Genomic DNA, 19,849 nt, shown 5'->3' with positions numbered 1-19,849 from the left:
TGGTTCCTCAAAATGGGGCGGCAAGGAGACGCGCATGGCGTTCACTAAAATCATCTTCAAAAACCCGAACACCGGAGCCATCAAGGAAGCGCCAGTTGGTTTCTCCTGGACCGTGTTCTTCTTCGGCTTCATCCCGGCCCTGTTCCGCGCTGACTGGAAATGGGCGGCCATCATGTTCCTGCTGTCGATGTTCACTTTCGGCCTGAGCAACCTGGTGTTCATGTTCATGTACAACAAGCTGTATGTTCGCGACCTGATCGGCTCGGGCTTCAAGGCCCAGTCCATCGCCAGCGGCGACCTGAACTTCGCCAGCTCGCGCATCGGCATGGAAATCCCTCGGCTGGAAGCGGCCTGAGTCTAGGCCCGGCTTCTGTAGCTGAAACAAAAAGGGCGCATTCATTGCTGAATGCGCCCTTTTTTCATGCCCGTTTGCGGCTCAGTCCTTGGTGCTGAACAGGGCCTGGGACGCGGCCATGTAGTCGTTGCGGAAGGCTTCGGACTCGATCCACTCCAGCGCCGCCGCCTCGTCGGCCTCGGTGGACCAGTTGCGGTACTCGATCAGCGCCGCAAGGATGAAATCCGTGGCGCCTTCGTCGCCCTCCTGCTCATACACCAGCTCCAGCAACGGGTCCGAGAGGAACACGGTGCACATGGCCTGCAAGCTGGTTTTCTCGGCGTCGCGCATTTTCACGAACAGCTCGGTCAGGTCCACCGACTCGAAGTCGATGCGGCTGTCGTTGGGGTCCAGTTCCAGCTCCGAGGTGGGAGCGGTGCGCTTGGCGCGGTTTTGCTTGGCCTTGGTTTTCGCCCGCTGGGCCCGTTTGTGTTGCTTGTTCGCAGATGCCATGGGCGCCTTACCTTGATGCTGGGAGGTGTATCGCGTGGGTCGCCGGGCAGCGGCGACCTTTTCAGGCGGCCAAGGATGCCAGCAAATCGAGGTCGGAGCACCTGCCGCCGGGCGAGCGGGGCGGCTCAGGCGCGCGGTACCAGCCGTCCCGGGCTGCTGCGGTCGAGTTCGCCGTGGCGCAGCCAGCCCAGGATGATGGGCCAGAGCCGGGTGTCGAAACGGCTGTGGAAAAAGGCGAAATGGCCGACCTCGGTTTCGCCGATATCCTGCGGGGCGATGCGCAAGTGGGTGCGCGGACTGTTACTGAAGTACGCCAGCAGGCGCTCGATGGCCGCCACCGTGCCGAAGGGATCGTCGCTGAGGCTGATGGCGAGCACGGCGGCGCTGACCTGGGCGAAGGGCTGGCCATTGCGCGCAGCGGCCAGCCTGCGGCCGCTGGGACGGCCTTCGTAGCGTGGGTGCGGGGTGGCCCAGTCGCGGACCACGCCGGCGGGCGTGTCTTCCATCCAGCCCAGGCGCTTGCCGGGGAAGTAGCCGTGAAGGCGGGTCAGCAGGGGCATCAGCACATGCCATTTGCCCAGCATGCGCCAGCGCAGCCGGGGCTCGTAGTCGCGCCAGTAGGCGAACTGCGCGCCCATGGTCGCCACACGGCGGATTTCCCCGGCGGAGGCCGCCAGGCCCACGGCACAGCCACCGAAGCTGTGGCCCACCACATCGATCGGCTGCCCGGGAAACTCGCGCCGGGCCCGTTGCAGCATGGCTTCGAAATCCAGTGCGCCCCAATCCGACCAGGACGCCTTGAGCCCCTTGAGCGAGGCCGGACGCGACTCGCCGATGCCGCGATAGTCGTAAGTCATGACGTCGAAGCCATTGGCGAACAGGTAGTCGGCGAAACGCACGTAGTAGCGGCAGCGCACCGAGGTCGCGGGGTTGATGATGACCACCGGTCTGCTCGGATCGGCTTGCGGGTGGCGCCAGGCAAAACCGCCAAGCACAAAGCCATCCGCCGCCGGTTCGCTGAAGGTTTCGCTGGGGTCTGGGCCGGCCGTGGCGAGGCGCGTGGCAGGCAGGTCGGGAGGGGACAACAGGGACATGGGCGCTTGTTCCTGGGCGGCTGCACTATGCCGGAGCGGCATCCGGCATCAGCGATGTTTTTTTTGTGCGCCCATTAATACCCGGCCGATCCACAGCGCGGCAACTGCCAGTGCACCCAGCAACAGGGTGCTGATGCTTTGCCAGAGCAGCTCGATATAGAACTGGGTCGGCTGTTGTGCCTGGCTGTAGACGAGCTTCGGGCCGGCGCGGTTGCGGGTGACGATCAGGCCGTCCTGCAGCGCGCTCACCAGGGTCCAGCCCAGCAGTGCGGTGAGTGCCAGCAGCACGCCACCGATCAGCAGGAATACCCAGGCGCCCCTGCCGGTCTTGCCGGGCTTGGGGTGGGGCAGGCGGACTCGGGTTCTCTTCTGGTTCACGCGAGCAGTTCCTTGGCAGTCGAATGGGCGCGAGCCCGCAACTTTACTCCCCTGCGCCGTCATGGGAATAATCCGGGCCCGGCCAAAGCCGGGTATCCCCAGACGTCGATGGAGTCTTGAGCATGGAAGTGAAGCAGCAGATGAGCCCGGAACAATGCCAGGGCATGGAAGACATCCGTCGGGAAATCGACCACCTGGATCGGGCGGTCATTGCCCTGCTGGGCGCGCGTTTCAAGTACGTGCTGGCGGCGTCGAAGTTCAAGACCTCGGCGGCCACCGTGCGGGCCGAGGAGCGCTTCAAGGCGATGCTCGCCACCCGCCGCGAATGGGCCGAGGCCGAAGGCCTGAGCGCGGATGCCATCGAGAAGCTGTACAGCGATCTGGTGCAGCACTTTATCGCTGAGGAGATGAAGCATTGGCAGGCGGCGCAGGCGCCAGCTTGAGCTTATAGGCCGGCGTTCGGCGTTGATCGAATTGGGCAGCGTCCTTGATCTGTGTCGGCGCGGGTATGCTGGCGACCTTTTTCGATCGATCAGGAACCACAACCATGCAATTTCGCTCATGGACAGGGCTGGCGCTGGCAGCGCTATTGGCGGCGACCGGGCAGGCGCAGGCGAGCGAGCCTTCCTCGGTGTATCTGCGCTGCAGCATGACCCCCGAGCAGTACGCCAAGGCCATGGCGGCAGCGCCACGCCCGGCGATTTCCTACAGCGATTGGCAGAAGTGGTTCGACAGCAAGGACATGTACGGCTCGGCCCGGGTCGATGCCGAGTGGTTGCAGGATTCCGGAGCGCGCAGCCTGCAGGAGGTGGTGCAGATCTGGGCCGGGCCGGGCAGCGCTTCGCACTATGATCCGCAGACCGGTCGCTGGCAGTTCGCCCTGCTGGAGTTCACCGACAACTATGGCGAGATGATCCAACTGCTGGCACCACTGCGCAGCGTCGCCCCTTACTGCCAGCCCGGCTCCGACAGTTTCCTGCTGATCTACTCCTACATCTGGGGCGATGGCGATAACGCCTACTTGACCCTCAACAAGCAGCGCAGCCAATTTGCCGGCAAACCCACCAAGGCCCAGCGTGCCGAGGCCGATGCGGCGCTCAAGGTGTTGATGGATGCCAGTTCGCAGTGAACAAGTGGCTGGGCGGGCAAGGTCTCCGCGTCGGCGAGCCTAGATTCCTTTGGTTAAAGACTTCACGCCGAATCGTTCTAAACCGCTCTCTGTCGCGGCATACACTTAAAACAGGAGCTGCAAGCACAAGGCTGCTTGCCTGAGAGGGGCTGGTCATTCAGAGACAGTAGGGGAGACCCAGTCACCGCCATCCTGGGGCTGAAGACATGGCGGTGGTGTTCTGTTCACCGGTTCGAGACGAACCCGGGAGTGGTCATCATGAAGTCCTTTCCTATGAGTGTCATATCCGGCGTTGTGGCGGCGCTGCTGTCAGTGGCGCCACTTGGCCTGCAGTCTGCCGCCATCAGCAGCGAGCCGATCGATCCGGCCGGCGTGCAGTTGGAGCCGCAACAACAGAATGGCATCACCTATCTGTGCGGCGGTATTGGCCTGGACGAGTCGCGGGCTATCCAGCTGGTCAAGGGTTACAACCTGCACATGACCTTTTCCGTGGGGCCGGCAAACCAATACACCTCGGATATCGACGTGGCGATCCAGAACCTGCAAGGGCGGTCGGTGCTGAACCTGAACCAGGTGGGCCCGTTCGTCTATGTGCAGTTGCCGGCCGGCAAATACCAGGTCGTCACCACGCGCAACGGGCATGTGCAACACAGCATGGTCGATACGCGGATGGCGGCCACGCGCGACCTCAACCTGCACTGGAATGACGCCTACTGAGTGAGGGCGGGAGTGTTGCCCGGCGTTGAACAGGGGCAATGCCCCATTCCAGGCCTGAAAAACCCTGAGTCGAAAGATTCAGGGTTTTTACTATGGGCTGGCAGAAACGGGGTCATGCGCTTGTTCGTTGCGGGGTGATTCACATCCTTTCCACATGGGCAGAGCCATCATGCACAACCGCATGCAACCAGTCTGAAAGGCGATCCGAATATGAATCTGAGTGTGCTCCATGCCTTGGCGGCCGCCGCCTTGTTCGGCGCCAGTACGCCGCTGGCCAAGCTGCTGGGGCTGGATGTTCCGCCGATGCTCCTGGCGGGGCTGCTGTACCTGGGCAGTGGCGTCGGCCTGGCCATTGTCCGTTGCGTTCGCGATCGGGGTTGGCGACCGACGGGGCTGACGGCGCGCGAGTGGCCGTGGCTGCTGGGGGCGATCTTGTTTGGCGGAGTGCTGGCGCCGGTCGCGCTGATGTTCGGCCTGACGCGGACCGCGGGCGCCACCGCTTCGTTGCTGCTCAACCTGGAGTCGGTACTCACCGCGGTGCTGGCGTGGCTGGTGTTCAAGGAGAACGCCGATCGCCGGATCGTGCTCGGCATGCTCGCCATCGTGTTGGGCGGGATCGTTCTGTCATGGCCGCAGCAGCACGCCGGCGCTGATGACTGGCTGGGGCCACTGGCGGTGGCCTGCGCTTGTCTGTGCTGGGCCATCGATAACAACCTGACCCGTAACGTCTCGGCGTCCGATGCGCTGTTCATCGCAGGCAGCAAGGGGTTGGTGGCGGGTGTGGTCAATGCTGGCCTGGCGTTGCTTGTTGGCGCGCAACTGCCTGCTGCTGCCACGCTGGGGCCGATACTGCTGGTGGGCTTTTTGGGTTATGGCGTCAGCCTGGTGCTGTTCGTCCTGGCCCTGCGAGGGCTGGGCAGTGCGCGCACCGGGGCCTACTTCTCCACGGCGCCTTTCCTTGGCGCAGCGCTCTCGATTCTGATCCTCGGCGAGTCGGTTTCCCTGTGGTTTCTGCTGGCTGCGGCACTGATGGCTATCGGCGTGTGGATTCACTTGATGGAGCACCACGTTCACGAGCATCAGCACGAGCCTCTCGCGCACAACCATCGCCATCGGCATGACGAGCACCACCAGCATGAACACGGCTTTGAGTGGGACGGCTCGGAGCCCCACAGCCATCCCCATGAGCACGCGCCGATCCGGCATAGCCATGCACACTTCCCCGATGTTCATCATCGGCACAAACACTGAGTGGGCTGGTTACTTTCAGTCACCAGGTGAGGGCTTGCGCTGATCCGACCTGCTCTTTACTCTGCGCCGGTCGCTGCCAAATCAGCGGCCGGGCGTAGGAACCCGATCATGAGATGCGTACCAGCACCCAACTCTTTGGGTGCTGTTTGCTGCCTATGCGTTATGGCGGCTGTACGCGGGCACGCTTCGGCGTGGCCGGATCTTGTGACCGGTTCCTACCCCCGCGTGCAGCTGCCACCTGGCCGGTAGGAAGTTGGGTGGTAGCTCCTCATACACAAGGAGTGTCACCAATGAACGGATATATCCCTCTTCAACACACGCCAGCGGACAACCCCGTCCTGCTGATCAATTCCCATGCGCCGCTGGTCGATCTTCTGGCCTGTGCCGATCAGCGCATCCGCGCCCTTCACAAACTGATGAACAGCCTGTCCGGCATGACCGCGCAAACGGCTGACGCCAGCGACCTGTTCCAGATCGCCGACATCGCCTCGCTGCTGCTCGGTGATGGCGTGGCCCTGCTCGATGTGGCCCAGGGGCAGGCGCTGGAGTGGGCGAATAAGGCCTTCTGATCGGCGCAGGCGGTGCGTGAGTGCGGCCAGGATCAGTTTGATTCTGGTCGCCCTCGCAGAGCCTGAGTGAGTGTCATGGCGCCTCAAGCGGTGCCGGTATGAACCCTTGCTCTCGAAGTGCCTTGATCATTCCTCTGATGAGGTAGCTGTTGGAGAAGCCGATGGTGTATTGCCGGGCGTTGGTGCTGATGGGCAATAGCATGCCCTGGTCCACCAGTTTCTTTATTTGATAGGTCCTTTGTCCGGCAGTCAGTTTGGGCAGTGCCTGGGCGATGTCGCTCGACTTAACAACGCCTGACTTGATCGCTGTGGTCAGTACCGTTTCTTCCGCAGCAGTGATCCATTGTCGATCCCGAGCAAAGGTAATGGCGGGAGCGAGGATGTGCCGGCTCAGGTAGCGGTAGTCGGTGAGGCGATTGACCTTTTCCAGGTCGTCCCTGATGCCCTCCAGAACATAAGTGCACCAGGTCTCCAGCCCGGCCTTGGTTCCTTGGTCCGCGGTGGCGAGCATGGCGTAGTAGCGTTCCCGATCATTGAAGAAAACGGCAGTGGGGTTGAGTACGCGGCCACCCGTATCGACGTTGAAGCCATATTTCATCAGCTGTGCATAAGTCAGGAGGCGCACCACGCGGCCATTGCCGTTGCCAAATGGGTGAATCCAGGCAAACCGGTGATGGGTCAAGGCCACTTTCATCAGGTCGTATTTGGGCAGGTCCTCCCGATTGACGAACTCCACCAGCTCTTGCATGTAGCTGGGCACCATCAGGGCATCAGGAGGTAGGTGAGCGGCCTGAGCGATCTGTACGGCGCCCTGGCGATACGCTCCAGGCGTCTTGTCGCCCTCTCGGCCCAGGTCCTGGACGGTCATCGCGTGCAGCTCTCTGATGATGAGGTCGGTGATTGGTGTTCCCGGGCCAATGGTTTGCTCGATGTAGTCCATGGCTTTTTCGATGTTCGCCACTTCGCGTAGCTGGTCCGTGTCCTCGGCTGTGCCTTCCACCTTGCTCTCGATGTAGTCGGCAAGCGTGGTGTGGTTGCCCTCGATGCGCGCCGAACCCAGGCTTTCCAGGATGTGGAAGATTGTTTTCAGCTGATAGAAGACCGCAGGAGGCGTATCGCCTTCCAAGCGCAAGCGCCGAAGGTGCTCAAGCTCGCTCAGCACGTCCACCAGAGGGGAGTCGAAGGATGGGTTTAGCAGCTCAAGGTCTTGATGGAGGAATGCAGGCATTGTGCAAACATCTCGAAGGCCGGAAAAATTATCTATGATTTTTTTGCTGTAGGCCCTGTTCTATATGGGGTCTGCTCGAATATCAAAAGATGATTATCTCTAAATGGTTCTTCACTTAAGTGAACACTTGAGAAAAGCCGAGGCGTGATGCGCTGTGTGGGTGGCGCGATGATCGCGCAGCGGTTGGGTTGTGCAGGAAAGAAAGCCAGGGTGTCGAGCGGGGAGGAAGGGAAGGGCTGAATGGCAGGCAACAAAAAACCCGCACTAGGCGGGTTTTCTGGTTGCTTTCACGTGATGTAAACACCACCTGAAAGCTGAAGGTGGTGCCCAGAGACGGAATCGAACCGCCGACACGGGGATTTTCAATCCCCTGCTCTACCGACTGAGCTATCTGGGCAACGGGGCGCATTAAACGGGTTTTTCAGGGGGGCGTCAAGCAAGTTTTGAAAAAAAGTTTAATTATTACCGCCGCTTACGTTCCGCCCCCGATTTTGTGCGGGTTTTACTCAGCCGGCGGCACGTAGCCTTCGGCCTTGGCGTATTCCTCGCCGGAGAAAAATTTGTCCATCTCGCCCTGCAGATATTTGCGGTCTTCGGCATTCATCATGTTCAGGCGCTTTTCGTTGATCAGCAGGGTCTGGTGTTTCTGCCAGTCAGCCCAGGCCTTGGCCGAGACGTGTTCGAAAATATCCTGGCCTTTGGCGCCCGGGTACGGGGGGCGTTCCAGGCCCGGCAGTTCTTCCTGGTATTTGCGGCACATTACGGTGCGGGTCATGACGACTCTCCTGCATTCAAGACTTCGGCCGCGCGTTTGAGCAGTGTCTTCACCGGGGCGGCAAGGCCCAGGCGCGGCGGGGTGGCGAGGTTATACCAGAGCCAATCGGCCTCGGCGACGTGCAGGGCCGACTCTTCGACCCGGATCAGCCAGGGCTCGATGGCCAGTTGGAAGTGACTGAAGGTGTGGACCAGCTCCGGCATCTGCTGTTGCTGGCCCAGTTCCAGGGCGTGCTGCGAGGCCAGGTGCGGAATGTCGTCCAGGCCGTCCAGTTCCGGCAGGCTCCACAAGCCGCCCCAGAGGCCGCTGGAGGGCCGCCGGTAAAGCAGGATGGCGCCTTCGCGGTTGGCCAGCAACGGCATCAGGGTGCGCTTCTGCGGCACCTCCTTGCGCGGCTTGGGAATCGGGTAGCGGGTTTCCAGGCCAAGCATGTGGGCTTCGCAGCCGCGCTCCAGGGGGCACAGCAGGCAACTGGGCTTGCTCCGGGTGCAGAGGGTCGCCCCCAGGTCCATCATCGCCTGGGTGTAGTGGTTGACCCGGCTGTGGGGCGTGAAGCGCTCCGCAGTGGCCCACAACTGCTTGGCCACCTTGGGTTCTCCCGGGTAGCCCTCCTGGGCGGTGAAGCGTGCCAGCACCCGCTTGACGTTGCCGTCGAGGATCGGCGCCCGCAGGCCCATGCTGATGCTGGCGATGGCGCCGGCGGTGGACAGGCCGATGCCCGGCAGCTCGGTGAGTTTTTCCACGTCCCGGGGAAACTCGCCGCCGTACTCGGCCATGACGATCTTCGCGGTCTTTTGCAGATTGCGCGCCCGGGTGTAGTAGCCCAGGCCGGTCCACAGGTGCAGCACTTCGTCTTCCGGGGCTTCGGCCAGGGCCTGCACCGTGGGCAGCGAGGCCATGAAGCGGTCGAAGTAGTTGAGCACGGTGCTGACCTGGGTCTGTTGCAGCATGATCTCCGACACCCACACCCGATACGGGTTGATGTCCTGCTGCCAGGGCAGGTCATGGCGGCCGTGGCGGTCGTACCAGTCCAGCACCGCCGGTGCAAAGGCCTCGGCTCTCATCGTTTGAACAGCCCCTTGAGCGCGTTTTTCAGTTCCGGGCTGACCTTGTCACCCAGCTTTTCGTCGATTTTCTGCTGCAGCCGGTCACCGGCCAGCTTGGCCGCGACCTGGCCCAGGCCGTCCTTGTCCAGGCGGCAGGCCTTGGCCCCCAGCTCCAGCGGTCCGCGGCAGCGCAGCGGCAGTTCAACGCCGGTGAAGCGTTCACCCACCTGGCAGGCCGGGTCTGGGTTATCGCTGAGGTCGCCCTCGACGACGATGCCGACTCGGTAGTCCATGCCCAGTACCCGCAGGTCGATGTCGCCATTGCCGTTGACGCTCAGGCCGGGGATGCGCACTTTCAGGTCCGGGTTGCTGGCCACGCCGTTGCGCAGCGTCAGGTTGCCCTTGAGCTCCTGGAAGGGGGTGTCCTTGCCCCGGGGCGTGCTGCTGAGGTTCTTGCGGTTGAGCACGGCGATGCCCTGGCACAGCTGCTGTTCGATGTTGGCGTTGAGCAGCACGCCGTTGTTGATGACGAAACTGGCGCTGCCGTTGAGGCTGTCGATCAGCGCTTTCTGGCTGTTGCCATTGCCGCTGAGGTTGCTGTTGAGGGTCACCAGGCCCTTGACTGGAGGCGTCTGGCCCTGGCTTTCGAGGATGCGTTCCACCGGCACCCGGTTGATCTTGGTCTGCAGGTTCAACTGCGGTGTGCTCTGGCGCACATCGAGGGTGCCGTTGGCCTCGAAGCTGCCGTTGTACAGCTCGCCGCGCAGGCTGGACAGTTTCAGCAGGCCGCCCTGGCCGCTGGCCTTGAGCGCGGCATTCTGAATCGGCAGCTTGTCCAGGGTCAGTTGGCCGAAGCTCAGGTCGGCGTCGACGTCGAGCTTGTTCAGGCGTTCCACCGGCAGCAGTTTGTCGGTGCTCCAGGCGCCCTTGGTCGGCGAGTTGGGCAGCGGCGTGGTGCCGGCGCCGGCCATGGCGTCGGCTTCGCTGCTCTGCACTTCGGCCTTGCGCGCAGTGGCGGCACTGTTGGCTTCGGCGGACTTGGGCGGCAGGTAGCGGTCGACATTGAAGGTGTCGGCCTTGAGCTGGGCGCGCAGTGACTGCTTGTCGAAGTCCTCGATGGCCAGGCGGCCGCTGAAGGTGCTGTCGTCGAGCTTCAGGTTCAGGTCTTCCAGGGCCAGGCTGCTGGGCGTACCTTGCAGGCGGCTGACCAGTTCGACCTTGCTCAGGCTGCCTGCGGCCATGGCCGGCAGGGTCTGGCCGATGCTGTCGACGAATTTCGCCAGGTCGAACTGGGCAATGGAAATCCCGCCACTGATCTGCGGGGTCTTGTCCAGGTCGTTGACCTTGAGTTCGCCGAGGGCCCGCAGTTGGTTGAAGGAAACCTTGAGGCCGGTCCACTGGCCGACGTTGGCGGCCTTGTCCAGCAGCAACTGGCCCTGGGCGGCGAAGGTCACGGTCTTGCCCTGCAACGGATCGCCGGTGGCCTCGCCGGACAGGCGCATGTCTTCGAACTGATAGCGCTGCAGGGCGCGGTCGAAGCGCAGTTCGCCGTTGAGTTCGGTGCGCACGCGCACGGCGGGCTGGCTGCTGGCCAGGAACGCGGTGAGCTTGAGCGGCGTGTTGGTGGCTTCGTGTATCGGCCCGGTGCTCAGTTGGATGCTTTCGGCGGTGAACTGCTTGCCGGTCTGTTCATCGTTGTACTCAACCCGGGCGTTGTTCACGGTCAGGCTGTCGATGTCCAGGCGGATCGGCTGTGACGACTTGTCCGGGGCGCCGCTGGGCGGGCTCGCTTCGCCGGTGCTGGTGGCCGGGGTTTCGGCCTGCTTGTCGGTCGGGGCGGCCTTGCCGATGTCCTGCCAGTTGCCGTGGCCTTCCTTGTTGCGGTTCAGGCGCAGGTTCAGGCCTTCGACTCGCACATCGCTCATCTGCACTTCGCGGCGCAGCAGCGGCAGGACTCGCACCGACAGGCCGAGCATTTGCAGGTCGGCGAAAGGCTGGGTCGGATTGGCCAGGGTGGCCACGCCCGCGTCATGCAATTCCAGGCCAAGCCAGGGGAACAGGCTCCAGCCGATGTCGCCATTGAGCGTCAGCTCGATGTGGGCCTTGTCGCGGGCTATCTGGCGAATCTCTTCTTTGTAGTCGTTGGGATCAAACAGGTGGGTCAGGGCAAAGCCGAGAGCCACGATGATCAGCAACAGCCCGAGAATTACCAGACCCAGGATTTTGCCGAACGCTTTCATGGGCGAGTCCTTGTATGTCGAATTCAAAATTTAGCGAGGGAGTATAACGCTCTGAACCTGACGGCTGGTCACCCATTGCAGTTAGAGGTTTTTTCGTTTTGGCGGGGCTCTTTTGGCCACTGGCCAGGCTTGCGGCCAATACAGTTGCCGGAAAAAAGGTGGGGGCAGTTTGGTTTTTTAGTTTGTCGCAAATGGTAACCTCTCGCGGTTCGTCCGTCCTTCCGCGACTTAATGTCGCGCCTGCCAAAAGGAAGCTTTACTCATAAAACGACCGTGCCCATGGGCCAAGGTCGTCGCAGAGGAGTGGCCGATGAACAATTCTAATAATTGGGGGAAACAACCATGAGCTCCAGCATCGCGTCCGCCAGTTCGGGCGCTCAGCCAGCGTTCTTGTCCAAGGAACGCATCATTGCCAAGCCCGGTTTCAACCGTTGGCTGGTTCCGCCGGCCGCTTTGGCCATTCACCTGTGCATCGGCATGGCCTACGGCTTCTCGGTGTTCTGGCTGCCGCTGTCCAAGGCGCTGGGCATCAGCGCGCCGGTGGCGTGCGCACCGGACATGGGCTTCATTGCGCAGATCTTCTCGTCCCAGTGCGACTGGCCGATCTCCATGCTCGGCTGGATCTACACCCTGTTCTTCATCTTCCTCGGCTGTTCGGCGGCGATCTGGGGTGGCTGGCTGGAACACGCCGGGCCGCGCAAGGCCGGTGTGGTTTCGGCGCTGTGCTGGTGCGGTGGCCTGCTGATCTCGGCCCTGGGGGTCTATACCCACCAGATCTGGCTGATGTGGATCGGCTCCGGGGTCATCGGCGGTATCGGTCTGGGCCTGGGCTACATCTCCCCGGTATCGACCCTGATCAAGTGGTTCCCGGACAAGCGCGGCATGGCCACCGGCATGGCGATCATGGGCTTCGGCGGCGGTGCCATGGTGGGCGCGCCCCTGGCGGCGGCGCTGATGAGCCACTTCGCCACCCCGACCAGCGTTGGCGTGTGGCAGAGCTTCCTGGTGATGGCCGCGATCTACTTCGTGTTCATGATCGGCGGCGCCCTGGCGTACCGGGTCCCGCCTACCGGCTGGAAGCCTGAAGGCTGGACGGCACCGGCGAAGAAAGCCGCCAACTCGATGATCACCCACCGCCATGTGCACGTGAACGTGGCCTGGAAGACCCCGCAGTTCCGCCTGGTCTGGCTGGTGCTGTGCCTCAACGTCTCGGCCGGTATCGGCATTCTCGGCATGGCTTCGCCGCTGCTGCAGGAAGTGTTCGCCGGCAAGCTGCTGGGCAACGGCCTGACCTTCAGCCAGCTGGATGCCGGGCAACTGGCGCAGATCGCCGCCATCGCGGCCGGCTTCACCGGTCTGTTGAGCCTGTTCAACATCGGCGGGCGGTTCTTCTGGGCGTCGTTCTCCGACTACCTGGGGCGCAAGAACACCTACTTCGTGTTCTTCGCCCTGGGCTTTGCCCTGTACGCGCTGATTCCGAACCTCGGCCACCTGGGCAACATCGCCCTGTTCGTGGCGGCGTTCTGCATCATCCTGTCGATGTACGGCGGCGGCTTCGCCACGGTGCCGGCCTACCTGGCCGACCTGTTCGGCACGCAGATGGTGGGGGCGATCCACGGTCGCCTGCTGACCGCCTGGGCGGCGGCGGGGGTGCTGGGCCCGGTGCTGGTGAACTACCTGCGCGAGTACCAGCTGAGCATCGGCGTCGAACGCGCCGCGGCGTATGACATCACCCTGTACATCCTCGCCGGCCTGCTGGTGCTGGGCTTCCTGTGCAACCTGCTGGTGCGCCCGGTGGCCGACAAGTACTTCATGACTGACGAGCAACTGGCGGCCGAGCAGGCCCTGGGCCACGACAAGGGCGCCGACAGCAGTGTCGTGCTGGAGTGGAAAGCGTCATCCGCCAGCCTGCCGCTGGTGATCGCCGCCTGGCTGGCAGTGGGCATTCCGCTGGCGTGGGGCGTGTGGGTCACCCTGCAGAAAACGGCGGTGCTGTTCCATTAAGGGCTTTGCCGGCAGCCCGGCTCCTGCGTAGGGGCCGGGCTGCCGGCGAATCCGGCGTCTGGGTCGGCAAGCCCTGGCGCCTTCACCGGCAAGCCATTTCCTGAAGTTGTCATGACAGGTACAGCCCGTATTCATTGGCTGGCGCCCGTCAGGATATTGTCCTGCGTGTTTCTGTTTGGCCGCCGTCGGGCCTATACTATTCGCCTTTTTCGCCCAATGATTTTGCGGAGCTGGTGATGGCCGAACGTAAGGCATCTGTCGAGCGCGACACTCTGGAAACCCAGATCAAAGCCTCGATCAACCTGGATGGCACCGGAAAGGCCCGATTCGATATCGGCGTGCCCTTCCTTGAGCACATGCTGGACCAGATCGCCCGGCACGGGCTGATCGACCTGGACATCGAAAGCAAGGGCGACCTGCATATCGACGACCACCACACCGTGGAGGATGTCGGTATCACCCTCGGCCAGGCGTTCAGCAAGGCCATCGGCGACAAGAAGGGCATCCGTCGCTACGGCCACGCCTATGTGCCGCTGGATGAAGCCCTGTCCCGCGTGGTGATCGACTTCTCCGGCCGTCCCGGCCTGCAGATGCACGTACCCTTCACCCGCGCCACCGTCGGCGGTTTCGACGTTGACCTGTTCCAGGAATTCTTCCAGGGCTTCGTCAACCACGCCAACGTGACCCTGCACATCGACACCCTGCGCGGCACCAACACCCACCACCAGATCGAGACCGTGTTCAAGGCCTTCGGCCGTGCACTGCGCATGGCGGTGGAGCTGGACGAGCGCATGGCCGGCCAGATGCCCTCCACCAAGGGCGTGCTGTAATGCAGACCGTCGCCGTTATCGACTACGGCATGGGCAACCTGCACTCGGTGGCCAAGGCCCTGGAGCACGTGGGCGCCGGCAAGGTACTGATCACCAGCGATGCCGGCGTGATTCGCGAAGCCGACCGGGTGGTGTTTCCCGGCGTGGGCGCGATTCGCGACTGCATGGCCGAGATCCGTCGCCTGGGCTTCGACTCCCTGGTGCGTGAAGTCAGCCAGGATCGGCCGTTCCTCGGGATCTGCGTGGGCATGCAAGCTTTGCTCGACCACAGCGAAGAGAACGAGGGCGTCGACTGCATCGGCCTGTTTCCCGGCCAGGTGAAGTTTTTCGGCAAGGGCCTGATCGAGGACGGCGAGCACCTGAAGGTGCCGCACATGGGCTGGAACGAAGTGAAGCAGGCGGTGGACCATCCGCTGTGGCACAGCATTCCGGACCGGGCGCGCTTCTACTTCGTGCACAGCTACTACATCAACGCCGGCAACGCGCGGCAGGTGGTGGGCAGCGGTCATTACGGGGTGGATTTCGCCGCGGCGCTGGCCGATGGCTCGCGTTTCGCCGTGCAGTTCCACCCGGAGAAGAGCCATACCCACGGCCTGCAGTTGCTGCAGAATTTCGCCGCCTGGGACGGTCGCTGGTAAATGGCGATCAAGAAATCCAAGCCGCCGATCCTGAGCCTCACTGCCGAACAGGAGAGTGAGGCGACGCACAAGATCAAGCGCTTCATGGCCGAGCGCTTCGAGCTCGACCTGGGCTCGTTCGAGGCGGCGGAGATTCTTGAACTCTTTACCCGGGAAATTGCTCCGCACTATTACAACCGGGCGATTTTCGATGTGCAGACCCACCTCAAAGAGCGGTTTGAAAGCATCGAAAGCGACCTATGGGCATTAGAGAAGAGCAGCTGAAAGCACCAAGCTTCGAGCTGCAAGAACAACAGACACGCATGCTTGCAGCTTGTGGCTTGCAGCTTGCAGCTCTTTTGACGAAGGAAAAAGCATGCTGATTATTCCCGCTATCGATCTCAAGGACGGCGCCTGTGTGCGTCTGCGCCAGGGCCGCATGGAAGATTCCACGGTGTTCTCCGATGACCCGGTGAGCATGGCCGCCAAGTGGGTTGAAGGGGGTTGCCGGCGTCTGCATCTGGTGGACCTCAACGGCGCCTTCGAAGGCCAGCCGGTCAACGGCGAGGTGGTCACCGCGATCGCCAAGCGCTACCCGAACCTGCCGATCCAGATCGGCGGTGGTATCCGTTCCCTGGAAACCATCGAGCATTACGTCAAGGCCGGCGTGAGCTACGTGATCATCGGCACCAAGGCGGTCAAGGAGCCGGAGTTCGTTGCCGAGGCCTGCCGCGCGTTCCCGGGCAAGGTCATCGTCGGCCTGGACGCCAAGGACGGTTTCGTCGCCACCGACGGCTGGGCTGAAGTCAGCAGCGTGCAGGTGATCGACCTGGCCAAGCGCTTCGAAGCCGACGGCGTGTCCGCCATCGTTTATACCGACATCGCCAAAGACGGCATGATGCAGGGCTGCAACGTGCCGTTCACTGCGGCCCTGGCGGCGGCCACCAAAATTCCGGTGATCGCCTCCGGCGGCATCCACAACCTGGGCGACATCAAGGCCCTGCTGGATGCCAAGGCTCCGGGAATCATCGGCGCCATTACCGGCCGCGCCATTTATGAGGGCACGCTGGATGTGGCAGAAGCCCAGGCCTTTTGTGATGGCTACGCGGCCAGCTGCAAGTCATAAGCGGCAAGCGGCCTGTCAACGCCCGACCGCGATCGGCTCTGACTTGCCGCTTGTAGCCCGCAGCTTGCAACTCTTCATCGGAGATTAAGCCCATGGCCTTAGCCAAACGCATCATCCCTTGCCTGGACGTGGACAACGGCCGGGTGGTCAAGGGCGTCAAGTTCGAGAACATCCGCGACGCCGGCGACCCGGTGGAAATCGCCCGTCGCTACGATGAGCAGGGTGCCGACGAAATCACCTTCCTCGACATCACCGCCAGCGTCGACGGCCGTGATACCACCTTGCATACCGTCGAGCGCATGGCCAGCCAGGTGTTCATCCCGCTGACCGTGGGCGGTGGCGTGCGCACCGTGCAGGACATCCGCAACCTGCTCAATGCCGGCGCGGACAAGGTTTCGATCAACACCGCGGCGGTGTTCAACCCCGAGTTTGTCGGTGAAGCGGCGCAGCATTTCGGCTCGCAATGCATCGTGGTCGCCATCGACGCGAAGAAGGTCTCCGGCCCGGGCGAACCCCCGCGCTGGGAAATCTTCACCCATGGCGGGCGCAAGCCCACCGGTCTGGACGCGGTGGAGTGGGCGAAGAAGATGGAAGGCCTGGGCGCCGGCGAGATCCTGCTCACCAGCATGGATCAGGACGGCATGAAAAACGGCTTTGACCTGGGCGTGACCCGGGCCATCAGCGATGCCCTGGGAATCCCGGTCATCGCCTCCGGCGGCGTCGGCAACCTCCAGCATCTGGCCGACGGCATCATCGAAGGCCACGCCAGCGCGGTGCTGGCGGCGAGCATTTTCCACTTCGGCGAATACACGGTTCCCGAGGCCAAGGCCTACATGGCGCAGCGCGGGATCGTGGTGCGATAGCCACTGGACAGCATGGCGTGCTCGCGGCACTCTTGAGCACGCCATGGATTCTGGTATCCCGTCATGTTCAAACGTCTTCTTGTGGTTGTCGCCAGCGCGACCCTGCTCCTGAGCACTCTGGCCCGCGCCGCTGAAACTGCCGACACCGCCCTGGTGCTGCTGACGGAAAACTTCCCCCCCTACAACATGGCCAAGAACGGCAAGAACTTCGCGCAAGGCGAGAACATCGACGGCATCGCCGTGGATATCGTCCGCGAAATGTTCAAGCGCGCCGGGATCAATTACAGCCTGACCCTGCGTTTCCCCTGGGAGCGCATCTACAAGATGGCCCAGGAACAGCCGGGCTATGGCGTGTTCGTCATGGCCCGGCTGCCGGAGCGCGAGCCGCTGTTCAAGTGGGTCGGCCCCATCGGCCCGGACGACTGGATCATGCTGGCCAAGGCCGGCAGCAAGATCACCCTCGAATCCCTGGAGCAGGCACGCAGCTACAAGATCGGCGCCTACAAGGGCGATGCCATTGCCCAGACCCTGGCCAAGCAGGGCCTGGCGCCCCAGGTGGTGCTGCGGGACCAGGACAACGCCAAAAAGCTGGTGGCGGGGCAGATCGATCTCTGGGCCACCGGCGATCCGGCGGGACGTTACCTGGCCAAGCAGGAAGGCATCACCGGCCTCAAGACCGTGCTGCGCTTCAACAGCGCCGAGCTGTACCTGGCCCTGAACAAGGACGTGTCCGATGACGTGGTGGCCAAGCTCCAGGCAGCCCTGGATGCGATGCGCGAAGAAGGGCTGGTGGAGGAAATCATGGGGCGTTATCTCTAGAAGCAGCCGCAAGCCGCAAGCTACAAGTCACAGCAGGTCGGCGGCGCTTTGGCTTGCAGCTTGAGGCTTGCGGCTGTCCTATCTGTACTTGCCGTTCTTGCCGTGCCCGGCCATCGCTTCGTTGCTGCGCAGGCTGATCATCGACTTGATATCGATCCACTCGATGCCCTGGGCCTTGAGCGTGGGCAGTTCGCGTTCGAGCACGGCCAGGGTCTGTGGATAAGGGTGGCCGATCATCACCGCCGAACCCTGTTTGCGCGCCAGTTTGATGGCTGTCTGCAACTGTTGGCTGATCGCCGCCTCCGTCCGTTCGTCGTCCAGGAACACATCCCGGGAAACGCTGGCCAGACCGATCTTCTGCGCTTCGGCGGCGGCGACCGTCTGGGCGCTGGTGCGGCTGTCGACGAAGAATTTGTGGCGTCGCTGCAAGTCGGCCATCAGCCAGGCCATGGCCTGGGGCTGGGCGGTCATGCGGCTGCCCATGTGGTTGTTGATGCCGCTGGTGTAGGGCACGGCCTGGAAGGCAGCCTCCAGGCGCTTTTGCAGCTCTTCGATGGGCAGCTCGGGGTGCCAGGCGAAGGGGCCGGTGGCCGGGTCCATGGGCATGTGCAGGATGACGATCTTGCCGGCCCGGTGAGCTTCGCGGGCGAACTCGGCGGCGTGGGGCGTGTCGGGCATGATCGCCGTGGTCACCGGGCCGGGCAGGGCCAGCACGCGGCGGTCGCGGGGCAGGTTCTGCCCGAGGTCGTCGATGATCAGGCTCAGGTAGGCCTTGGGTGCCGCAGGTGCCGGTTCGGCAGCGTGGGTCGCAGCAGTGAAGAGGCACAGCAGGGCCAGCAGCGGGGCCCAGAGCGGGCGGAACAGGGATGGGCGGTGGGAAATCATGGGGGGCGGGATCAAGCCTTATAGGGGAATGGGCGCCCTGGCGGGCGCTTCGCTGGCGAGCCAGCTCCTACACAAGCCGGCTCCTGTAGGAGCCGGCTTGCCGGCGAAGGGTTCAATCACTTGCCGCGGGTGATGCTCAGCCCCTTGAGCAGGCTCAGGGCCTGGGCCAGCTGGTAGTCGTCATCCTGTGGCATCGGTTTGGCCTTGCTGGTCGAACCGCTCGGCTTGTCGGCGCCGCCGTTGCCATTGCCCAGGTGACCCTGCAGGTCGGCTTCCTTGAAGTACTCGCCGTCCTGGGCCTCGCTGGTGATCTTGGCGCGGCGCACTTCGATGTCCGGAACGATGCCCTGGGCCTGGATCGAGCGGCCGTTGGGGGTGAAGTACAGCGCGGTGGTGATCTTCAGCGCGCGGTCGTTGTTCAGCGGCAGCACGGTCTGCACCGAGCCCTTGCCGAAGCTGGTGGTGCCCATCAGCACCGCGCGTTTCTGGTCCTGCAGGGCGCCGGCGACGATTTCCGAAGCCGAGGCGCTGCCGCCGTTGATCAGCACCACCATCGGCACGGCTTCGCTTTCGTCCTTGCCGGTGGCAGAGAAGCGCAGCTCGGAGTTGGCGATGCGACCCTTGGTGTAGACGATCAGGCCCTTGGTGATGAAGTGGTCGACCACTTCCACCGCGGCCTGCAGCACGCCGCCCGGGTTGTTGCGCAGGTCGAGGATGATGCCGTTGAGCTTCTTGCCGTTGTCCTTGCGCAGCTTGGCCAGGGCCTTGGAGACTTCCTCGCCGGTCTTGACCTGGAACTGGGTGATGCGGATGTAGCCGTAGCCCGACTCCAGCAACTGGCTCTTCACGCTCTTCACCTGGATGGTGGCGCGGGCCAGGGTCACGTCGAACGGCGTGCCGCCGTCGCGCACCAGGGTCAGGGTGATTTTCTGGCCGATCTTGCCGCGCATCTTGTCCACGGCTTCGGTCATGGTCTGGCCACGGGTCGGCTGGCCGTTGATCTTGACGATCAGGTCGCCGGCCTGGATGCCGGCCTTGGACGCTGGCGTGTCGTCGATCGGCGACACCACTTTGATAAAGCCGTCTTCGGCGCCCACTTCGATGCCCAGGCCGCCGAATTCGCCGCTGGTGCTTTCCTGCAGTTCGGCGAAGTCTTCCGGGCCCAGGTAGGCCGAGTGCGGGTCGAGGTTGCTGAGCATGCCCTTGATGGCATTCTCCAGCAGGGTCTTGTCATCCACGGGTTCGACATAGGCCGCCTTGATCCGGTCCATGACCTCGGCAAAGGTGCGAAGTTCTTCCAGCGGCAAAGGTGCCTTGGTGGTCGCGGCGGTCGCTGATTGAGCGGTTTCGGCGGCAAACGCCAGAGGCGCTCCGATCACCAGGGCGATCGTCAGGGCCAGCGAGGTAAGGCGGGACAAATGCAGCATGTCG

General features: G+C 63.1%; 22 protein-coding genes and 1 tRNA gene. 13 read left to right on the top strand and 10 right to left on the bottom strand.

The annotated features are described in order from the left end of the window. Window positions 1-34 precede the first annotated feature (34 nt). Window positions 35-355 carry a hypothetical protein gene (locus tag ACMGG8_RS01970; RefSeq protein ID WP_060837087.1) on the top strand — a complete coding sequence of 107 codons (321 nt, stop codon included), beginning with the start codon at window positions 35-37 and terminating at the stop codon, window positions 353-355. Window positions 356-436: 81 nt separating this feature from the next. Here the strand turns inward: ACMGG8_RS01970 and ACMGG8_RS01965 are convergent, their stop codons facing one another. From ACMGG8_RS01965 to ACMGG8_RS01955, 3 genes are all read right to left on the bottom strand, one after another. Then, window positions 437-847, bottom strand: coding sequence for a hypothetical protein (locus tag ACMGG8_RS01965; RefSeq protein ID WP_060837088.1), 411 nt, complete (start codon window positions 845-847; stop codon window positions 437-439). A gap of 125 nt (window positions 848-972) precedes the next feature. Further along, window positions 973-1,941 carry an alpha/beta fold hydrolase gene (locus ACMGG8_RS01960; protein WP_060837089.1) on the bottom strand — a complete coding sequence of 323 codons (969 nt, stop codon included), beginning with the start codon at window positions 1,939-1,941 and terminating at the stop codon, window positions 973-975. A 48-nt stretch (window positions 1,942-1,989) separates the two neighbouring features. After that, window positions 1,990-2,319, bottom strand: a complete 330-nt coding sequence (locus ACMGG8_RS01955; RefSeq protein ID WP_060837090.1) for a hypothetical protein — start codon at window positions 2,317-2,319, stop codon at window positions 1,990-1,992. A 122-nt stretch (window positions 2,320-2,441) separates the two neighbouring features. Between ACMGG8_RS01955 and ACMGG8_RS01950 the strand changes: the two genes are divergently transcribed. The 5 genes from ACMGG8_RS01950 (at window position 2,442) to ACMGG8_RS01930 (ending at window position 5,985) form a co-directional block, all read left to right on the top strand. Then, window positions 2,442-2,762 carry an isochorismate lyase gene (locus ACMGG8_RS01950; RefSeq protein ID WP_047301081.1) on the top strand — a complete coding sequence of 107 codons (321 nt, stop codon included), beginning with the start codon at window positions 2,442-2,444 and terminating at the stop codon, window positions 2,760-2,762. 104 nt (window positions 2,763-2,866) lie between these two features. Continuing rightward, window positions 2,867-3,448 (top strand): hypothetical protein, encoded by a 582-nt coding sequence (locus ACMGG8_RS01945; protein ID WP_235759208.1) that lies wholly within the window; start codon window positions 2,867-2,869, stop codon window positions 3,446-3,448. Window positions 3,449-3,706: 258 nt separating this feature from the next. Next, window positions 3,707-4,165: a carboxypeptidase regulatory-like domain-containing protein gene (locus tag ACMGG8_RS01940; protein WP_129406277.1), complete on the top strand. Its 459-nt coding sequence runs from the start codon at window positions 3,707-3,709 to the stop codon at window positions 4,163-4,165. A gap of 210 nt (window positions 4,166-4,375) precedes the next feature. Continuing rightward, window positions 4,376-5,416 carry a DMT family transporter gene (locus ACMGG8_RS01935; RefSeq protein WP_129406278.1) on the top strand — a complete coding sequence of 347 codons (1,041 nt, stop codon included), beginning with the start codon at window positions 4,376-4,378 and terminating at the stop codon, window positions 5,414-5,416. A gap of 290 nt (window positions 5,417-5,706) precedes the next feature. Continuing rightward, on the top strand, window positions 5,707-5,985 hold the full coding sequence (locus tag ACMGG8_RS01930) for a hypothetical protein (protein ID WP_414159073.1): 279 nt from the start codon (window positions 5,707-5,709) through the stop codon (window positions 5,983-5,985). 73 nt (window positions 5,986-6,058) lie between these two features. Here the strand turns inward: ACMGG8_RS01930 and ACMGG8_RS01925 are convergent, their stop codons facing one another. The 5 genes from ACMGG8_RS01925 to ACMGG8_RS01905 all read right to left on the bottom strand — a co-directional run bounded on the left by ACMGG8_RS01925 (window position 6,059) and on the right by ACMGG8_RS01905 (window position 11,274). Continuing rightward, window positions 6,059-7,213, bottom strand: coding sequence for a Fic family protein (locus ACMGG8_RS01925; RefSeq protein ID WP_060837095.1), 1,155 nt, complete (start codon window positions 7,211-7,213; stop codon window positions 6,059-6,061). Between the two features lie 321 nt (window positions 7,214-7,534). Next, window positions 7,535-7,610, bottom strand: a tRNA-Phe gene (locus ACMGG8_RS01920). A 105-nt stretch (window positions 7,611-7,715) separates the two neighbouring features. Then, the gene (locus ACMGG8_RS01915; protein ID WP_047301095.1) at window positions 7,716-7,988 is read right to left on the bottom strand and encodes an oxidative damage protection protein; all 273 of its coding nucleotides are present in this window, start codon (window positions 7,986-7,988) and stop codon (window positions 7,716-7,718) included. Next, window positions 7,985-9,052, bottom strand: a complete 1,068-nt coding sequence (gene mutY, locus ACMGG8_RS01910; protein WP_047301098.1) for an A/G-specific adenine glycosylase — start codon at window positions 9,050-9,052, stop codon at window positions 7,985-7,987. The genes ACMGG8_RS01915 and mutY overlap by 4 nt, the downstream gene beginning before the upstream one ends. Continuing rightward, the gene (locus ACMGG8_RS01905) at window positions 9,049-11,274 is read right to left on the bottom strand and encodes an AsmA family protein (RefSeq protein WP_414159072.1); all 2,226 of its coding nucleotides are present in this window, start codon (window positions 11,272-11,274) and stop codon (window positions 9,049-9,051) included. The genes mutY and ACMGG8_RS01905 overlap by 4 nt, the downstream gene beginning before the upstream one ends. Window positions 11,275-11,616: 342 nt before the next feature. Here ACMGG8_RS01905 and ACMGG8_RS01900 point away from each other — a divergent pair, with 342 nt between their 5' ends. The 7 genes from ACMGG8_RS01900 (at window position 11,617) to ACMGG8_RS01870 (ending at window position 17,533) form a co-directional block, all read left to right on the top strand. Beyond that, a complete protein-coding gene (locus ACMGG8_RS01900; RefSeq protein WP_108545872.1) occupies window positions 11,617-13,278 on the top strand; it encodes an OFA family MFS transporter in 1,662 nt (553 codons plus the stop codon). A 236-nt stretch (window positions 13,279-13,514) separates the two neighbouring features. After that, complete coding sequence (hisB, locus tag ACMGG8_RS01895) at window positions 13,515-14,108, top strand: imidazoleglycerol-phosphate dehydratase HisB (RefSeq protein ID WP_011058736.1); 594 nt, start codon at window positions 13,515-13,517, stop codon at window positions 14,106-14,108. Then, on the top strand, window positions 14,108-14,746 hold the full coding sequence (hisH, locus tag ACMGG8_RS01890) for an imidazole glycerol phosphate synthase subunit HisH (protein ID WP_060837099.1): 639 nt from the start codon (window positions 14,108-14,110) through the stop codon (window positions 14,744-14,746). The genes hisB and hisH overlap by 1 nt, the downstream gene beginning before the upstream one ends. Continuing rightward, window positions 14,747-15,010 carry a DUF2164 domain-containing protein gene (locus tag ACMGG8_RS01885; RefSeq protein ID WP_060837100.1) on the top strand — a complete coding sequence of 88 codons (264 nt, stop codon included), beginning with the start codon at window positions 14,747-14,749 and terminating at the stop codon, window positions 15,008-15,010. Between the two features lie 91 nt (window positions 15,011-15,101). Next, window positions 15,102-15,851, top strand: coding sequence for a 1-(5-phosphoribosyl)-5-[(5-phosphoribosylamino)methylideneamino]imidazole-4-carboxamide isomerase (gene hisA, locus ACMGG8_RS01880; protein WP_060837101.1), 750 nt, complete (start codon window positions 15,102-15,104; stop codon window positions 15,849-15,851). Between the two features lie 92 nt (window positions 15,852-15,943). Then, on the top strand, window positions 15,944-16,714 hold the full coding sequence (hisF, locus tag ACMGG8_RS01875; protein ID WP_060837102.1) for an imidazole glycerol phosphate synthase subunit HisF: 771 nt from the start codon (window positions 15,944-15,946) through the stop codon (window positions 16,712-16,714). A 63-nt stretch (window positions 16,715-16,777) separates the two neighbouring features. Continuing rightward, the gene (locus ACMGG8_RS01870; RefSeq protein WP_414159071.1) at window positions 16,778-17,533 is read left to right on the top strand and encodes a substrate-binding periplasmic protein; all 756 of its coding nucleotides are present in this window, start codon (window positions 16,778-16,780) and stop codon (window positions 17,531-17,533) included. A 78-nt stretch (window positions 17,534-17,611) separates the two neighbouring features. Here ACMGG8_RS01870 and ACMGG8_RS01865 read toward each other — a convergent pair whose 3' ends face one another. Beyond that, window positions 17,612-18,418 (bottom strand): divergent polysaccharide deacetylase family protein, encoded by an 807-nt coding sequence (locus ACMGG8_RS01865; RefSeq protein ID WP_108545877.1) that lies wholly within the window; start codon window positions 18,416-18,418, stop codon window positions 17,612-17,614. A 116-nt stretch (window positions 18,419-18,534) separates the two neighbouring features. Then, a complete protein-coding gene (locus ACMGG8_RS01860) occupies window positions 18,535-19,845 on the bottom strand; it encodes a S41 family peptidase (RefSeq protein WP_016963303.1) in 1,311 nt (436 codons plus the stop codon). Window positions 19,846-19,849 lie beyond the last annotated feature (4 nt).

The organism is Pseudomonas sp. BNK-45 (assembly GCF_047456255.1).
Lineage (GTDB): Bacteria > Pseudomonadota > Gammaproteobacteria > Pseudomonadales > Pseudomonadaceae > Aquipseudomonas.
Note: the sequence above shows the minus strand (reverse complement) of the source record. Positions and strands in the feature narration are given on the sequence as shown.

Excerpts from the sequence above, each read along its gene's own strand:
- hisF (WP_060837102.1), top strand. The coding sequence starts at position 15,944 with ATGGCCTTAGCCAAACGCATCATCCCTTGCCTGGACGTGGACAACGGC.
- ACMGG8_RS01945 (WP_235759208.1), top strand. The coding sequence starts at position 2,867 with ATGCAATTTCGCTCATGGACAGGGCTGGCGCTGGCAGCGCTATTGGCG.
- ACMGG8_RS01930 (WP_414159073.1), top strand. The coding sequence starts at position 5,707 with ATGAACGGATATATCCCTCTTCAACACACGCCAGCGGACAACCCCGTC.
- hisH (WP_060837099.1), top strand. The coding sequence starts at position 14,108 with ATGCAGACCGTCGCCGTTATCGACTACGGCATGGGCAACCTGCACTCG.
- ACMGG8_RS01940 (WP_129406277.1), top strand. The coding sequence starts at position 3,707 with ATGAAGTCCTTTCCTATGAGTGTCATATCCGGCGTTGTGGCGGCGCTG.
- mutY (WP_047301098.1), bottom strand. The coding sequence starts at position 9,052 with ATGAGAGCCGAGGCCTTTGCACCGGCGGTGCTGGACTGGTACGACCGC.
- ACMGG8_RS01970 (WP_060837087.1), top strand. The coding sequence starts at position 35 with ATGGCGTTCACTAAAATCATCTTCAAAAACCCGAACACCGGAGCCATC.
- hisB (WP_011058736.1), top strand. The coding sequence starts at position 13,515 with ATGGCCGAACGTAAGGCATCTGTCGAGCGCGACACTCTGGAAACCCAG.
- ACMGG8_RS01935 (WP_129406278.1), top strand. The coding sequence starts at position 4,376 with ATGAATCTGAGTGTGCTCCATGCCTTGGCGGCCGCCGCCTTGTTCGGC.
- ACMGG8_RS01915 (WP_047301095.1), bottom strand. The coding sequence starts at position 7,988 with ATGACCCGCACCGTAATGTGCCGCAAATACCAGGAAGAACTGCCGGGC.
- ACMGG8_RS01905 (WP_414159072.1), bottom strand. The coding sequence starts at position 11,274 with ATGAAAGCGTTCGGCAAAATCCTGGGTCTGGTAATTCTCGGGCTGTTG.
- ACMGG8_RS01950 (WP_047301081.1), top strand. The coding sequence starts at position 2,442 with ATGGAAGTGAAGCAGCAGATGAGCCCGGAACAATGCCAGGGCATGGAA.
- hisA (WP_060837101.1), top strand. The coding sequence starts at position 15,102 with ATGCTGATTATTCCCGCTATCGATCTCAAGGACGGCGCCTGTGTGCGT.
- ACMGG8_RS01900 (WP_108545872.1), top strand. The coding sequence starts at position 11,617 with ATGAGCTCCAGCATCGCGTCCGCCAGTTCGGGCGCTCAGCCAGCGTTC.
- ACMGG8_RS01860 (WP_016963303.1), bottom strand. The coding sequence starts at position 19,845 with ATGCTGCATTTGTCCCGCCTTACCTCGCTGGCCCTGACGATCGCCCTG.
- ACMGG8_RS01870 (WP_414159071.1), top strand. The coding sequence starts at position 16,778 with ATGTTCAAACGTCTTCTTGTGGTTGTCGCCAGCGCGACCCTGCTCCTG.
- ACMGG8_RS01960 (WP_060837089.1), bottom strand. The coding sequence starts at position 1,941 with ATGTCCCTGTTGTCCCCTCCCGACCTGCCTGCCACGCGCCTCGCCACG.
- ACMGG8_RS01965 (WP_060837088.1), bottom strand. The coding sequence starts at position 847 with ATGGCATCTGCGAACAAGCAACACAAACGGGCCCAGCGGGCGAAAACC.
- ACMGG8_RS01865 (WP_108545877.1), bottom strand. The coding sequence starts at position 18,418 with ATGATTTCCCACCGCCCATCCCTGTTCCGCCCGCTCTGGGCCCCGCTG.
- ACMGG8_RS01885 (WP_060837100.1), top strand. The coding sequence starts at position 14,747 with ATGGCGATCAAGAAATCCAAGCCGCCGATCCTGAGCCTCACTGCCGAA.
- ACMGG8_RS01925 (WP_060837095.1), bottom strand. The coding sequence starts at position 7,213 with ATGCCTGCATTCCTCCATCAAGACCTTGAGCTGCTAAACCCATCCTTC.